At 44.8% G+C, this 15,918-nt stretch carries 12 protein-coding genes; all 12 read right to left on the reverse strand.

Features of this window, described 5'->3' with window-relative positions; all coding sequences use genetic code 11:
* Window positions 1-272: GTP-binding protein (locus L884_RS22640; RefSeq protein ID WP_245603125.1), on the reverse strand; the 272-nt coding region annotated here is incomplete at its 3' end.
* An 82-nt stretch (window positions 273-354) separates the two neighbouring features.
* A complete protein-coding gene (gene fusA / locus L884_RS0113390) occupies window positions 355-2,451 on the reverse strand; it encodes an elongation factor G (RefSeq protein WP_028767977.1) in 2,097 nt (698 codons plus the stop codon).
* A 74-nt stretch (window positions 2,452-2,525) separates the two neighbouring features.
* The gene (gene rpsG / locus L884_RS0113395) at window positions 2,526-2,996 is read right to left on the reverse strand and encodes a 30S ribosomal protein S7 (RefSeq protein WP_028767978.1); all 471 of its coding nucleotides are present in this window, start codon (window positions 2,994-2,996) and stop codon (window positions 2,526-2,528) included.
* Between the two features lie 80 nt (window positions 2,997-3,076).
* Window positions 3,077-3,451, reverse strand: a complete 375-nt coding sequence (gene rpsL, locus L884_RS0113400; RefSeq protein WP_012153454.1) for a 30S ribosomal protein S12 — start codon at window positions 3,449-3,451, stop codon at window positions 3,077-3,079.
* Between the two features lie 189 nt (window positions 3,452-3,640).
* Window positions 3,641-7,855, reverse strand: coding sequence for a DNA-directed RNA polymerase subunit beta' (rpoC, locus tag L884_RS0113405; protein ID WP_028767979.1), 4,215 nt, complete (start codon window positions 7,853-7,855; stop codon window positions 3,641-3,643).
* Between the two features lie 83 nt (window positions 7,856-7,938).
* Window positions 7,939-11,970 (reverse strand): DNA-directed RNA polymerase subunit beta, encoded by a 4,032-nt coding sequence (gene rpoB, locus L884_RS0113410; protein ID WP_028767980.1) that lies wholly within the window; start codon window positions 11,968-11,970, stop codon window positions 7,939-7,941.
* Window positions 11,971-12,209: 239 nt separating this feature from the next.
* Window positions 12,210-12,575: a 50S ribosomal protein L7/L12 gene (gene rplL, locus L884_RS0113415; RefSeq protein ID WP_028767981.1), complete on the reverse strand. Its 366-nt coding sequence runs from the start codon at window positions 12,573-12,575 to the stop codon at window positions 12,210-12,212.
* A gap of 53 nt (window positions 12,576-12,628) precedes the next feature.
* Complete coding sequence (gene rplJ, locus L884_RS0113420) at window positions 12,629-13,126, reverse strand: 50S ribosomal protein L10 (RefSeq protein WP_028767982.1); 498 nt, start codon at window positions 13,124-13,126, stop codon at window positions 12,629-12,631.
* Between the two features lie 269 nt (window positions 13,127-13,395).
* Window positions 13,396-14,097: a 50S ribosomal protein L1 gene (rplA, locus tag L884_RS0113425; RefSeq protein ID WP_028767983.1), complete on the reverse strand. Its 702-nt coding sequence runs from the start codon at window positions 14,095-14,097 to the stop codon at window positions 13,396-13,398.
* Window positions 14,098-14,101: 4 nt separating this feature from the next.
* Complete coding sequence (rplK, locus tag L884_RS0113430) at window positions 14,102-14,530, reverse strand: 50S ribosomal protein L11 (RefSeq protein ID WP_011863956.1); 429 nt, start codon at window positions 14,528-14,530, stop codon at window positions 14,102-14,104.
* Window positions 14,531-14,657: 127 nt separating this feature from the next.
* On the reverse strand, window positions 14,658-15,209 hold the full coding sequence (gene nusG / locus L884_RS0113435) for a transcription termination/antitermination protein NusG (RefSeq protein WP_028767984.1): 552 nt from the start codon (window positions 15,207-15,209) through the stop codon (window positions 14,658-14,660).
* A gap of 9 nt (window positions 15,210-15,218) precedes the next feature.
* Window positions 15,219-15,590: a preprotein translocase subunit SecE gene (gene secE / locus L884_RS0113440; protein WP_028767985.1), complete on the reverse strand. Its 372-nt coding sequence runs from the start codon at window positions 15,588-15,590 to the stop codon at window positions 15,219-15,221.
* Window positions 15,591-15,918: the final 328 nt, after the last annotated feature.

The following is a 15,918-nucleotide window of genomic DNA, read 5'->3' on the forward strand; positions in this document are numbered from 1 at the left end:
TTTTTAACATAATCCGCGTGACCTGGACAGTCTACGTGTGCGTAGTGACGAGTTGGAGTGTCGTATTCGATGTGAGAAGTATTAATTGTAATACCACGCTCACGCTCTTCTGGAGCGTTATCGATTTGTGCGAAATCACGCTTAGTACCACCGTATGCCTTAGTTAGCACTGAAGAGATAGCAGCAGTTAGAGTAGTTTTACCATGGTCAACGTGTCCGATAGTACCAACGTTAACGTGCGGTTTTACGCGTTCAAATTTTTCTTTAGCCACGATATATTCCTTTCTTTTCAGAAAATGCTCGGCTTAAAACCGAGCAATAGCAATTAAGTATATCAACAATAGAGTGAGGTGCTTAACCTCGAGCCTCGATTATTGCTTTAGTAACATTTTGCGGTGCATCAGAGTACTTCAAAAACTCCATAGAGTATGAAGCACGACCCTGTGTTGCAGAGCGCAAGTCGGTTGCATAACCGAACATTTCAGATAACGGTACTGTTGCATGCACAAGCTTAATACCCGCAACACCATCATCCATACCTTCAATGAGGCCACGACGACGGTTCAAGTCTCCAACAACATCACCCATATAATCTTCAGGTGTTGTCACTTCAACTTTCATGCAAGGTTCAAGTAAGGCAGGGTCTGCTTCAAGCGCACCCTTTTTAAAGCCCATTGAACCGGCGACTTTAAAGGCCATTTCGTTCGAGTCCACATCATGATATGAACCATCGTACAAAGTTACCTTTACGTCGAGAACAGGGAAGCCAGCTAATACGCCACTCTTCATCTGCTCTTGAATACCTTTATCAACTGCAGGGATGTATTCCTTTGGAACCACACCACCAACAATTTCATTGACGAATTCGTAACCAAAACCTTCTTCTTGAGGTTCTAGTTTCAACCAAACGTGACCGAATTGACCTCGACCACCTGATTGACGTACGAATTTACCTTCAACTTCCACAGTTTTGCGGATAGTCTCACGATATGCAACTTGAGGCTTACCTACATTACACTCGACACTAAATTCGCGACGCATACGGTCGACGATGATGTCTAAGTGTAGCTCACCCATACCAGAGATGAGTGTTTGACCTGATTCTTCATCAGTTTCAACACGGAATGATGGATCCTCAGCTGCAAGTTTTTGCAACGCGATCCCCATTTTATCTTGGTCTGCCTTTGTTCTTGGCTCAACGGCAATCGTAATTACAGGCTCAGGGAAATCCATGCGCTCTAGAATTACTTTATGATCTGCATCGCACAATGTATCGCCGGTAGTCACCTCTTTAAGACCAATAGCAGCAGCGATGTCGCCAGCGCGTACTTCTTTAATCTCTTGACGATCATTAGCGTGCATTTGCACCATGCGACCAATACGCTCACGCTTTTGCTTAACAGAGTTGTATACGCCTGCGCCTGTTTCCAATACGCCTGAATAAACACGCATAAAGGTTAAGGTACCCACGAACGGATCTGTAGCAATCTTAAACGCTAATGCTGAAAATGGTGCGTTATCGTCAGCTTGACGCGACGTTTCTTCATCATTTTCGTCGACACCTTTAATTGCAGGTACTTCGACTGGAGATGGTAGAAAATCTACCACAGCATCCAAAACCGCTTGTACACCTTTGTTCTTAAATGCAGAACCACAAGTTGCCAATACGATTTCGTTGTTTAAGGTACGTTGACGTAGTGCCTTTTTGATCTCTTCTTCTGAAAGTTCCCCTTCTTCAAGGTACTTTTCCATCAGTTCTTCTGTCGCTTCCGCTGCACTTTCAACCAGGTACTCACGCATTTCTGCGGCTTTCTCTGCTAGGTGATCTGGAATAGCTTCATAAGTGAAAGTCATTCCCTGATCTTGTTCAGACCAGTTAATCGCTTTCATTTTGATCAAATCGACAACACCATTGAAGTCTTCTTCTGCACCGATATTCAATTGAATAGGTACACAAGTTGCGCCAAGGCGGTTACGGATTTGGTCGACTACTCTATCAAAGTTTGCACCTGCGCGGTCCATCTTATTGACGAACACTAAGCGCGGCACATGATACTTATCAGCTTGTCGCCAAACGGTCTCAGATTGAGGTTCTACCCCTGATGAGCCACAAAAAACAACGACTGCACCATCTAGTACACGTAGCGAACGTTCAACTTCAATAGTGAAGTCAACGTGGCCAGGCGTATCGATGATGTTAATGCGGTGCTCAGTGAACTGCGCATCCATTCCGCGCCAGAAAGTAGTCGTTGCGGCTGAGGTGATGGTAATACCACGCTCCTGCTCTTGCTCCATCCAATCCATGGTAGCAGCGCCATCATGAACTTCACCGATCTTATGTGATAAGCCAGTGTAGAATAGAACACGTTCAGTGGTAGTGGTTTTACCAGCGTCAACATGAGCACAAATACCGATATTACGGTAGCGCTCAATTGGAGTTGTACGAGCCACGATTTATACCCTCTTAGCTAAATCTGAGTGTTAGCAATGTAAGTAAGGCGCGGGACCAAGCCCACGCCAAGATATTACCAGCGGTAATGAGCAAACGCTTTGTTTGCTTCTGCCATACGATGCACGTCTTCGCGCTTCTTAACAGCAGTACCTTTGTTTTCAGATGCGTCTAGCATTTCACCAGCTAGACGTAGAGCCATAGATTTTTCACCACGCTTACGTGCAGCTTCAACCAACCAGCGCATCGCTAGTGCGTTACGACGCACTGGACGAACTTCACATGGTACCTGGTATGTAGAACCACCAACACGACGAGACTTAACCTCGACTGATGGGCGAACGTTGTCCAGGGCTGCTTCAAGGATTACTAGCTGCTCTTCGCCTTTCTTTTCAGCTGCAGTATCTAGTGCCTTGTAAATAATTTTTTCAGCAGTCGACTTTTTGCCGTCCTGCATAATGACGTTGATGAACTTAGCCAGCAACTCACTGTTGAACTTTGGATCTGGTAGGATTTTACGTTGTCCTACTACGCGACGTCTTGGCATAACAATTTCTCCGTATGCTTCAGGGACCCCAAAACTGGAATCTCGATTATCTCTAGCTTGGCCTTACTTAACGGAAAACGTTAAGACTTAGGACGCTTAGCACCGTACTTAGAACGACCTTGACGACGTTCGCTAACGCCAGCACAGTCTAATGCGCCGCGTACAGTGTGGTAACGCACACCCGGTAAGTCTTTAACACGACCGCCACGGATTAGAATTACGCTGTGTTCCTGCAGGTTGTGGCCTTCACCGCCGATGTACGAAGTTACTTCGAAACCGTTAGTTAGACGCACACGAGCTACTTTACGTAGTGCAGAGTTAGGTTTTTTTGGTGTGGTTGTGTATACGCGAGTACAAACACCACGCTTTTGTGGACACGCAGCTAGCGCAGGTACGTTAGTCTTATCGACTTTCGGTGCGCGAGGCTTACGTACCAACTGGTTTACAGTTGCCATGTATAGCTCCGAATCAGTTGACTAAATCAACAGTAAGGTGTGAAAAATCTATATCCCACAAGTGTGGGACGCGAAATTTTAGAAGTGTATGGAGTTTCTGTCAAGAAATAGACAACTTTTAACCGCTTTAAAGTAAAAAAAAGGCGCTTTAAGCGCCTTTTTTACAATCTATTTACTTTTTAGCCGCGATTAATCGTTGCTACCAGCTAGATTTAGTAGATCAGCAAGGTTCTGCTCAGCTTCGCTTGCACTAATCACTGGTGCTTCTTCAGCAGCAGGTTTAACTGCAGCTTCAGCACGCTTCTGATGGTAAGAGTAACCTGTACCAGCAGGGATTAGACGACCAACAATTACGTTCTCTTTCAAGCCACGTAACTTATCGCTCTTACCACCAACAGCTGCTTCAGTAAGAACACGAGTGGTCTCCTGGAACGATGCTGCAGAGATGAACGATTCAGTCGCTAGAGACGCCTTAGTAATACCAAGAAGCTCACGCTCGAATGTTGCAGGCTGCTTACCTTGTGCTTCTAGTTCGCGGTTAGCGATCTTAACACGTGATACTTCAGCTTGTTCACCCGGTAGGAATTCACTGTCACCAGCGTCAATAATCTCACACTTACGCAGCATCTGGCGAATGATCACCTCAATGTGCTTATCGTTGATCTTAACGCCCTGTAGACGGTAAACGTCCTGTACTTCATTCACGATGTAGTTAGCCACATTGTGGATACCACGTAGACGTAGAATGTCGTGTGCCGCTTCTGGACCATCAGCAATAACTTCACCGCGTTCAACTTTTTCACCTTCGAACACGTTTAGGTTACGCCACTTAGGAATCATCTCTTCATACTGCTCACCGCCATCTGCTGGGGTGATCACTAGACGACGCTTACCTTTGGTTTCTTTACCGAACGAGATGGTACCCGATACTTCAGCAAGAATTGCAGGCTCTTTTGGCTTACGCGCTTCGAACAAGTCAGCTACGCGTGGTAGACCACCGGTAATATCGCGAGTCTTCGAAGATTCTTGAGGAATACGTGCTAATGCATCACCAACGCTAATTGGTGCGTTATCGTCAAGATTCACAATCGCGTGACCTGGCAAGAAGTATTGCGCAGGAACTTCAGTACCTGGGATCATCAAGTCGCTACCATCAGCAGCAACAAGACGGATCATCGGACGCATCTCTTTACCAGCTGTTGGACGTTGACCAACTTCAAGTACAACAATTGAAGATAGACCAGTTAGTTCGTCAGTTTGACGTGTCATAGTGACACCTTCAATCATATCTACGAACTTAATACTACCAGCTACCTCAGAGATAATTGGGTGAGTATGCGGATCCCACTTAGCGATAATTTCGCCAGCAGCTACGCCATCATCTTCCAACTTATCTAGTACTGTACCGTAAGGAACCTTATAACGCTCTTTCTCACGACCTAGCTCATCGATAATCGCTAGCTCAGAAGAACGAGATACGATTACAAGCTTACCGCTAGTATTTGTTACATACTTAGCGTTATGTAGCTTCAGTGTACCTGAGTTCTTAACTTGAACGTTGTTCTCTGCAGAAGCTCGAGATGCCGCACCACCGATGTGGAAAGTACGCATCGTAAGCTGTGTTCCTGGCTCACCAATTGACTGAGCAGCAACAACACCAATCGCTTCACCTTGGTTAATGATATGACCACGAGCCAAATCACGACCGTAACAAGCAGCACACACACCGAAGTCTGTATCACAGCTAATTACCGAGCGAACAATCATTTCGTCGATAGAGTTGTCTTCAACAACGTCACACCAGTTTTCATCAAGCAGCGTGTTACGCGGGATCAGAACTTCTTCTGTACCTGGCTTGAATACGTCTTGTGCAACAACACGACCTAGTACACGCTCACGTAACGGCTCAACTACATCACCACCTTCAATAAGCGGTTTCATAGTTAGACCTTCGTAAGTGCCACAATCGTCTTCGATAACAACTAAATCTTGCGCAACGTCTACTAGACGACGAGTCAGGTAACCAGAGTTAGCTGTCTTCAATGCCGTATCCGCAAGACCCTTACGCGCACCGTGAGTAGAAATAAAGTACTGAGATACGTTTAGACCTTCACGGAAGTTAGCCACAATTGGCGTTTCGATGATTGAGCCATCTGGCTTAGCCATCAGACCACGCATACCAGCCAACTGACGGATCTGTGCAGCACTACCACGAGCGCCTGAGTCGGCCATCATGTAGATGCTGTTGAACGATTCTTGTTGTTCCTCTTCGCCATCACGGTTAATCACTGTCTCTTTAGACAGGTTTTCCATCATCGCTTTAGAAACTTTTTCGTTCGCGCTTGCCCAGATATCGATTACTTTGTTGTAACGCTCACCAGCTGTTACAAGACCAGATTGGAACTGCTCTTGAATTTCAAGAACTTCCGCTTCTGCATCCGCTACAAGCGTGTACTTAAGCTCTGGAATAACCATATCGTCGATACCTACAGAGGCACCCGAGATAGTTGCAAAGTGGAAACCGGTATACATCAATTGGTCAGCGAAGATAACAGTATCTTTAAGACCTAGTTGACGGTAACAAGTGTTCAATAGCTTAGAGATCTGCTTCTTACCCATGTTTTGGTTAACCAAATCAAAGGAAAGACCTTTTGGCAGGATCTGTGAAAGCAATGCACGACCAACTGTTGTATCAACAACACGACGTGTTTTAACTTTTTCGCCAGCTTCGTTCGTCGTTGTTTCCGTGATACGTACTTTAACGCGAGCATGTAGCTCAGCCACACCTGTGCGGTAAGCTTTTTCAGCTTCAGCCACATCAGAGAATGCCATGCCTTCACCCTTACCGTTGATACGCTCACGGCTAGTGTAGTAAAGACCCAATACAACGTCCTGAGATGGTGTAATCACCGGCTCACCGTTTGCAGGTGAAAGGATGTTGTTGGTTGACATCATTAGTGAACGTGCTTCTAACTGCGCTTCAAGCGTTAGTGGCACGTGAACAGCCATTTGGTCACCGTCGAAGTCAGCGTTGTATGCCGCACAAACCAATGGGTGAAGCTGGATCGCTTTACCTTCAATTAGTACAGGCTCAAACGCTTGGATACCTAGTCTGTGCAGTGTTGGTGCACGGTTAAGCATCACTGGATGTTCGCGGATCACGTCATCTAGTACGTCCCAAACTTCAGGTACTTCACGCTCAACCATTTTCTTAGCAGCTTTAATGGTTGTAGCTAAGCCACGACCTTCTAGCTTGCCATAGATGAATGGCTTAAATAGCTCAAGTGCCATCTTCTTAGGAAGACCACATTGGTGTAGACGTAGAGTAGGACCTACGGTAATTACCGAACGACCTGAATAGTCAACACGCTTACCTAGCAAGTTCTGACGGAAACGACCTTGCTTACCTTTGATCATATCAGCCAAAGATTTAAGCGGACGCTTGTTAGAACCAGTAATAGCACGACCACGACGACCGTTATCTAATAGCGCATCAACAGACTCTTGTAACATACGCTTTTCGTTGCGTACGATGATGTCTGGAGCAGCAAGGTCTAACAGACGCTTTAGACGGTTGTTACGGTTGATTACACGACGGTAAAGGTCGTTCAAATCAGACGTAGCAAAACGCCCGCCATCTAGCGGAACTAGTGGACGTAGATCTGGTGGTAGAACCGGTAGCACTTTAAGGATCATCCACTCAGGCTTGTTACCTGAACTGAAGAATGCCTCAATTAGCTTAAGACGCTTAGTGATCTTCTTACGACGAGTCTCAGAATTGATTGATGGCAATTCTTCGCGCATCATTTCAATTTCTTTCTCAAGATCGATAGCACGTAGCAATTCTAGAACTGCTTCAGCACCCATCTTAGCTTCGAATTCATCACCGTACTCTTCCAATGCATCCAGATAGTTTTCTTCTGTTAGCATTTGGCCGCGTTCAAGGCTGGTCATGCCAGGCTCGATTACGACGAAAGATTCGAAGTAAAGTACACGTTCGATATCACGAAGAGTCATGTCTAGCATCAAACCGATACGAGACGGAAGTGACTTCAAGAACCAAATGTGTGCAACCGGGCTAGCTAGATCGATGTGACCCATACGCTCACGACGTACTTTAGTCTGTGTAACTTCAACGCCACACTTTTCACAGATCACACCACGGTGCTTAAGACGCTTATACTTACCGCATAAACATTCGTAATCTTTTACTGGACCAAAAATACGCGCACAGAACAGACCTTCACGCTCAGGCTTGAATGTACGGTAGTTAATGGTTTCTGGCTTCTTAACTTCACCAAAAGACCAAGAGCGGATCAAGTCAGGCGACGCTAGGCCGATCTTGATACCTTCAAATTCTTCAGTCTTGCTTTGCTGTTTCAGAAACTTTAATAAGTCTTTCACGTTTCTCTCCTGAAGGAGTTAAACCGGGTGCCCTGCCAATGCAGAGCACCAATTTCTTTTGCCATAGAGGCAGTAACCAAGTGTTACTGTTGATCCAACTCGATGTTAATACCGAGTGAGCGGATCTCTTTCAACAATACGTTGAACGATTCAGGCATACCTGGTTGCATCTGATGGTTACCGTCGACGATGTTCTTATACATCTGAGTACGACCGTTCACATCGTCCGACTTAACGGTTAGCATCTCTTGAAGTGTATATGCAGCACCGTAAGCTTCAAGTGCCCATACTTCCATCTCACCGAAACGCTGACCACCGAACTGTGCTTTACCACCCAATGGTTGCTGTGTAACAAGACTGTACGAACCGGTAGAACGGGCGTGCATCTTATCGTCAACCAAGTGGTTAAGTTTTAGCATATACATGTAACCAACGGTTACTTTACGCTCAAACTCATTACCAGTACGACCATCACACAGAGTCAACTGACCTGATTGTGGTAAGCCTGCTAATTCAAGCATTTGCTTGATTTCTTTCTCTTTGGCACCATCAAACGCAGGTGTAGCAATTGGCACACCGCCTTTTAGGTTTTTAGCAAGACGCAAGATTTCATCATCAGTAAATGTATCGATGTCTACGCGCTGCTGCACTTCGTCACCTAAGTCATAAACTTGCTTGATGTATCCGCGAAGTTCTGCCAATTCGCGCTGCTCTTCTAGCATTTCGGTAATACGGTTACCGATGCCTTTTGCTGCAGCACCCATATGAACTTCAAGTACCTGACCGATGTTCATACGTGAAGGTACACCTAGTGGGTTCAATACGATATCCACTGGATCGCCTTTTTCGTCGTATGGCATATCTTCAATAGGACAGATCTTAGAGATCACACCCTTGTTACCATGACGACCCGCCATCTTATCACCAGGCTGGATTGTACGTTTAACCGCAAGGTAAACCTTAACGATCTTCAGTACGCCAGGTGCTAAGTCATCACCTTGAGTGATCTTACGGCGCTTGATTTCGAACTTCTTGTCGAAATCGGCTTTTAGCTCTTCCGCTTGCTCAGCTAGTTGCTCTAGCTCAGTTTGCTTCGCTTCATCGTCGATAGTTTGCATCAACAATTGTGAGCGAGGAATTGCGTTAAGTTGGGCTTCATCGAAACCAGCACCTAGTAGTAGGTTACGAGCACGACCAAGAACACCATCTTCAAGAATTTGGAACTCTTCAGTCAAATCCTTCTTCGCTTGAGCGATGTGCATCTCTTCAATTTCTACAGCACGCTTGTCTTTCTCAACGCCGTCACGAGTAAATACTTGTACGTCGATGATAGTACCTTTAACAGAGTTAGGTACACGTAGTGAGCTGTCTTTAACGTCAGAGGCTTTTTCGCCGAAGATCGCACGTAGAAGCTTTTCTTCTGGAGTTAGCTGAGTTTCACCTTTAGGTGTAACTTTACCAACTAGGATGTCACCACCCTTCACTTCTGCACCGATATAAACGATACCTGATTCGTCTAGCTTAGAAAGCGCAGACTCACCTACGTTTGGAATATCAGCAGTGATCTCTTCGCTACCCAACTTAGTATCACGAGCAATACATGACAACTCTTGAATGTGGATAGTTGTAAAGCGGTCTTCTTGAGCTACACGCTCAGAGATTAAGATCGAGTCTTCGAAGTTGTAACCGTTCCACGGCATGAACGCGATACGCATGTTTTGACCAAGAGCCAAATCACCTAAGTCCGTTGATGGACCATCGGCTAATACGTCACCACGAACAACTGGGTCACCTACAGAACAACATGGACGTTGGTTAATACACGTGTTCTGGTTAGAACGGGTGTATTTAGTCAAGTTGTAAATGTCGATACCAGCTTCACCTGGAGTCAATTCAGATTCGTTAACCTTAACAACGATACGGCTAGCGTCTACGTAGTCAACATAACCACCACGTTTAGCAGCAACAACCACGCCTGAGTCAACAGCAAGAGTACGTTCAATACCTGTACCAACTAATGGCTTATCAGCCTTCAGTGTTGGAACAGCCTGACGTTGCATGTTCGCACCCATCAATGCACGGTTCGCGTCATCGTGTTCTAGGAACGGAATTAGTGATGCCGCAACAGAAATAATCTGTTGTGGTGATACGTCCATATACTGAATGTCAGCTGCACCCATGAACGTTGAATCACCTTTGTGACGACAAGCAATTAGCTCGTCCATCATGCGGTTGTTTTCATCTAACTCAACGTTTGCCTGAGCGATAACGTAACGGCCTTCTTCAATTGCTGATAAGTAATCGACTTCATCAGTAACTACACCATCAACTACCTTACGGTAAGGTGTTTCAAGGAAACCGTAGCTGTTAGTACGCGCAAAGGTTGATAACGAGTTAATCAAACCAATGTTTGGACCTTCAGGTGTTTCGATTGGACATAGACGACCGTAGTGAGTCGGGTGTACGTCTCGAACTTCGAAACCAGCACGTTCACGTGTTAGACCACCAGGACCTAGAGCAGAAATACGACGCTTATGCGTTACTTCTGACAATGGGTTGTTTTGGTCCATGAACTGTGAAAGCTGTGAAGAGCCAAAGAATTCTTTAACTGCTGCAGAAATAGGCTTAGCATTGATAAGATCTTGTGGCATTAGCTCATTAAGATCACCAAGACTTAAACGCTCACGCACGGCACGTTCAACACGAACTAGACCAACGCGGAACTGGTTTTCAGCCATTTCACCAACACTACGAATACGACGGTTACCAAGGTGGTCGATATCGTCCACTTCATCTAAACCGTTACGGATCGCAATGATGTTCTTCATTACAGCAACGATATCTTCTTTAGTTAAGATACCTGTGCCTTCATCATCTTCAATACCTAGACGACGGTTGAACTTCATACGACCTACTTTAGATAGATCATAACGTTCTTCGCTGAAGAATAGGTTATTGAATAGCGCTTCTGCTGCATCTTTGGTTGGTGGCTCACCAGGACGCATCATACGGTAGATTTCAACTAGCGCTTCTAAGCGGTTAGTTGTTGAATCAATACGTAGAGTGTCAGAGATGTATGCACCGTTATCAAGCTCGTTGATATACAGAGTGCTGATCTCTTTGATGCCAGCCATAGATAGCTTAGCTAGATCTTCAAGGCTAATTTCAGCGTTAGCTGAAACTAATACTTCACCTGTATCTGGATCAATGTAGTCTTGACCAGAAATCTTACCTGCGATGTATTCAACAGGTACTTCAAGTTCAGTAGTGTTTGACTTTTCTAGTTGGCGAATGTGACGCGCAGTGATGCGACGGCCCTTCTCAACTAATACTGTACCTTCAGCATCTTTAATATCATAGCTAGCTGTTTCGCCACGTAGACGGTCAGCAACAAGATCCATTACTAATGAATCTTTCTTGATCTTAAAGTTAACGCGATCGAAGAACAGGTCAAGAATGTCTTGAGTAGAATAGTCTAATGCACGCAGAATGATCGAAGCCGCTAGTTTACGACGACGGTCGATACGTACAAATAGTGCGTCTTTAGGATCGAATTCAAAGTCTAACCAAGAACCACGGTAAGGAATAATACGTGCGTTGTATAGCACCTTACCTGAAGAGTGGGTTTTACCACGGTCATGATCAAAGAATACGCCTGGGCTACGGTGTAGCTGAGACACGATTACACGCTCAGTACCGTTGATAACAAAGGTACCGTTTTCAGTCATAAGAGGGATATCCCCCATATAGACTTCTTGTTCTTTAATGTCTTTAACTGTGCCAGGTGCTGCTTCACGGTCATACAGAACCATACGCAGTTTAACGCGTAGTGGTGCAGAGTATGTAACACCGCGGATTTGACACTCTTTCACATCAAAAACTGGCTCGCCTAGTTTGTAGCTGACATATTGCAGCTCTGAGTTACCAGAAAAGCTCTTGATGGGAAAAACGCTACGGAAAGCAGCTTCAAAACCACGCTCACCTGTAGGATCTTGATCGGTGAACTTCTTAAAAGAGTCCAACTGGATTGACAAAAGGTAAGGAATGTCTAAAACACGTTGACGTTTACCAAAGTCTTTGCGAATACGCTTCTTTTCAGAATAGGAGTAAACCATGGGTTTCCTCTGATTGCGAGATGTGACCAAGACTGAATCAACCTAATTGTTGAAACAGCGCGTTTGCCCATCACCGTTGAAAGCAAGAACCTAACCAGTAATCTCTGCTAGGAACTGCGAAATCTGGCGATAAACGGTGAAAAAAAAATCGCCTGCGCTTACAGCGCAAAAAAGGCCGACGGTTAAAAAACCGCCAGCCTCCGCCCGATTACTCGGGAGGTTGTAAGTTATAGTATAACTTACTTGATCTCTACTGCAGCACCAGCTGCTTCAAGTTCAGTTTTTAGAGCTTCAGCTTCTTCTTTAGAGATAGCTTCTTTAACTGCTACTGGAGCAGATTCAGCCATACCTTTAGCTTCTTTTAGGCCTAGACCTGTAGCGCCACGAAGAGCTTTAATTACTGCAACTTTGTTGTCGCCGTGAGAAGTAAGAATTACGTCGAATTCTGTTTTCTCTTCAGCAGCAGCAGCTTCGCCACCACCTGAAACAACAGCAGCAGCAGCAGAAACGCCGAACTTCTCTTCCATTGCTTCGATTAGTTCAACAACTTCCATTACAGACATTGCTGCAAGAGCTTCTAAGATTTGGTCTTTAGTGATAGACATAACAAAAAATTCCTAATTGTACTGAATTCAATTTAATTAAGCGGCTTGTAAAATTAAGCAGCTTCTTTCTGATCGCGTAGAGCGGCCAATGTACGAACGAACTTGCCAGCAGATGCTTCTTTTAGAGTCATCATGAACTGAGCTAGTGCTTCTTCGTAAGTTGGTAGTTTTGCTAAACGATCAATGTTGTCTGCAGGGATAAATTCCCCTTCAAAGGCTGCTGCTTTGATTTCAAACTTCTCTTGTGATTTAGCGAAGTCTTTAAGAAGACGCGCTGCTGCACCTGGGTGCTCATTAGAGAATGCAATCAAAGTAGGACCAGTGAACGTATCGCTTAGGCACTCAAAATCAGTACCAGCAACAGCGCGCTTAACTAGTGTGTTACGTACAACTTTAACGTATACACCAGCTTCACGAGCTGCTTTACGAAGACCGGTCATATTAGCTACAGTTACACCGCGTGAATCGGCAACAACTGCAGATAAAGCACCTTTGGCAGCTTCGTTGACTTCAGCAACAATCGCTTTTTTGTCTTCGAGTCTTAATGCCATTGGCTTTACTCCTGGATTCGTTCTAGGGAAATTCCCTAGCAATTACCATGCTAAACATCTAATGACGTCTAGCGACTTACGGCGCGAATATATCCAGCAGAATAAAATCTATCTGGGGTCCGACACCGTCTACGCAGGAAATTAAGTTAACCCTATTCAGTTAACACCTACGGTCTTGGACGGAGGCTAATCTTTAACCAAAAAGATTAAATCACAGCCCCAACCCTACAAAGTGCGCGCATTATAGACTAATGCGCGAAACTTGTAAATTACTTAACGTCGTCCAGGCTACCCTGGTCAACTGCAACACCTGCACCCATAGTGGTAGAGATGCTAACTTTCTTAATGAAAACGCCTTTAGCTGCAGCTGGCTTAGCTTTCTTAAGCGCGCCAATTAGAGCTTCTAGGTTTTCTTTAAGTTGAGCTGGTTCAAAGTCCACTTTACCGATAGTAGTGTGGATGATACCGTTCTTATCGTTACGGTAACGGATTTGACCTGCTTTAGCGTTCTTAACTGCTTCAGCAACGTTTGGCGTTACAGTACCAGTTTTAGGGTTAGGCATTAGACCACGTGGGCCTAAGATTTGACCTAACATACCAACAACGCGCATTGCATCTGGAGATGCGATAACTACGTCGAAGTTCATTTCGCCAGCTTTAATTTGCGCAGCAAGCTCGTCCATACCAACAAGCTCAGCACCAGCTTCTTTAGCAGCTTCAGCGTTAGCACCTTGAGTGAACACAGCAACACGAACTTCACGACCAGTACCGTGTGGTAGCACAGTAGCGCCACGAACGTTTTGGTCAGATTTACGTGGGTCAACACCTAGGTTAACAGCAACGTCAACACTTTCTACGAACTTAGCAGTAGCTAGTTCTTTTAGAAGTGCAACAGCTTCGTTGATTTCGTAGCTTTTAGTCGCTTCAACTTTCTCGCGAATTAGACGAGCGCGTTTAGTTAGCTTTGCCATTATATTAGTCCTCTACTACCAAACCCATTGAACGCGCAGTACCTTCAATTGAGCGAGTCATCGCTTCAATATCAGCACCAGTCATATCAGCAGCTTTAGTCTCAGCGATTTCCTGGACAGCGCTACGCTTGATAGTTCCCACTTTTTCAGTGTTAGGACGGCCAGAGCCTGACTTCAGACCAGCTGCTTTAAGCAGTAGGAAAGACGCAGGTGGAGTCTTAGTTTCGAAAGTGAAAGAGCGATCAGTGTAAACAGTGATAACTACAGGAATTGGCATACCTTTCTCGAACTTTTCAGTACGAGCGTTGAATGCTTTACAGAATTCCATGATGTTAACACCTTTCTGACCCAATGCAGGGCCTACTGGTGGCGACGGGTTTGCAGCACCGGCTGCGACTTGCAGTTTGATGTAACCATCAACTTTCTTTGCCATGAGACATTTTCCTCAAGTTTGGGTTCAAACGCCATCAACACTATGTTGAAAGGCTCCCCGAAAAATATGGGTGCGAATTATATATAAATCCGCACCCATTTCCAAATACTATTTGTGCTTTATTTAATCAGCTTTTTTCAATCTGACTAAAATCAAGTTCTACAGGCGTTGAACGACCGAAGATCATTACAGAAACCTTAACGCGGTTCTTCTCATAATCAACTTCTTCAACGGTACCGTTAAAGTCAGCAAATGGGCCGTCTGTAACGCGTACAACTTCACCAGGCTCAAACATCACGCGATGTGTTGGAGACTCAGTAGTTTCTTGTAGACGCTGTAGAATTGCGTCAGCTTCTCTATCTGAAATAGGCGCTGGACGATCAGACGTACCACCGATGAAGCCCATTACACGTGGGATACTCTTCACCAAGTGCCAGCTTTCATCATTCATTTCCATCTGAACTAATACATAGCCAGGGAAAAACTTACGTTCGCTCTTACGACGTTGGCCTGCACGCATTTCTACAACTTCTTCAGTCGGTACAAGTACCTCACCGAAATAGTGTTCCATTTCGTGCATTTTGATATGTTCAAGCAAAGTTTTGCATACTCGGCCTTCATAGCCAGAAAACGCTTGAATTACATACCATCTCTTTTTAGCTTCAGTAGCTTCAGTCATACTTAATGCCTATACGCCAGTAATAAAATTAACAATTCTAAGCAATACCGCATCTAAGCCCCATAGGATTAAACCTAAAACAGCTGTTGCAGCTAATACAATGAAAGTTGTATTGAGTGCTTCTTGACGCGTAGGCCAAACCACTTTACGAACTTCAATCTGTGATTCACGAGCAAAAGTCAAAGCTTGCTTGCCTTTTTCTGTTTGCAACGCAATGAAACCAGCGATAGCAAAAGTCACGACTACACTAAGAGCGCGAACCACAACATTTGCTTCATTAAAATATTGATTGCCAATAATTGCAGCAGCCAACAAGATTACTACTAGGCCCCACTTTACGATATCCAGAGAGTTACCCTGGCTTTCAGTATTTGTTGTCATCGGTTAATTCCGTTACTTACTACGATCTGAGTCAACTATGCTAATAAACATAGCATTTGCTCAGTGAAAAAATCAGTCAGACTCGCTATCCGAACTGGCGAGCGCTCAATATACTTATCAAAGTATAATCAACGACTCAAAAATCGGTCATAGATTGTATTCTTATTCCACTTCTTTGGCAAGAATACATAGCCCAGCTTCGCTAACAAATTCAACCTAAATGCAATAAAAACAAAAAAGGCAGCCTAAGCTGCCTTTTTCAGTATTGAGTAAGACTCGTTGCTAATTAAGCAATGATCTTAGCTACAACACCAGCACCAACTGTACG

Source organism: Shewanella fidelis ATCC BAA-318, assembly GCF_000518605.1.
In the GTDB taxonomy this organism is placed as follows: Bacteria; Pseudomonadota; Gammaproteobacteria; order Enterobacterales; family Shewanellaceae; genus Shewanella; species Shewanella fidelis.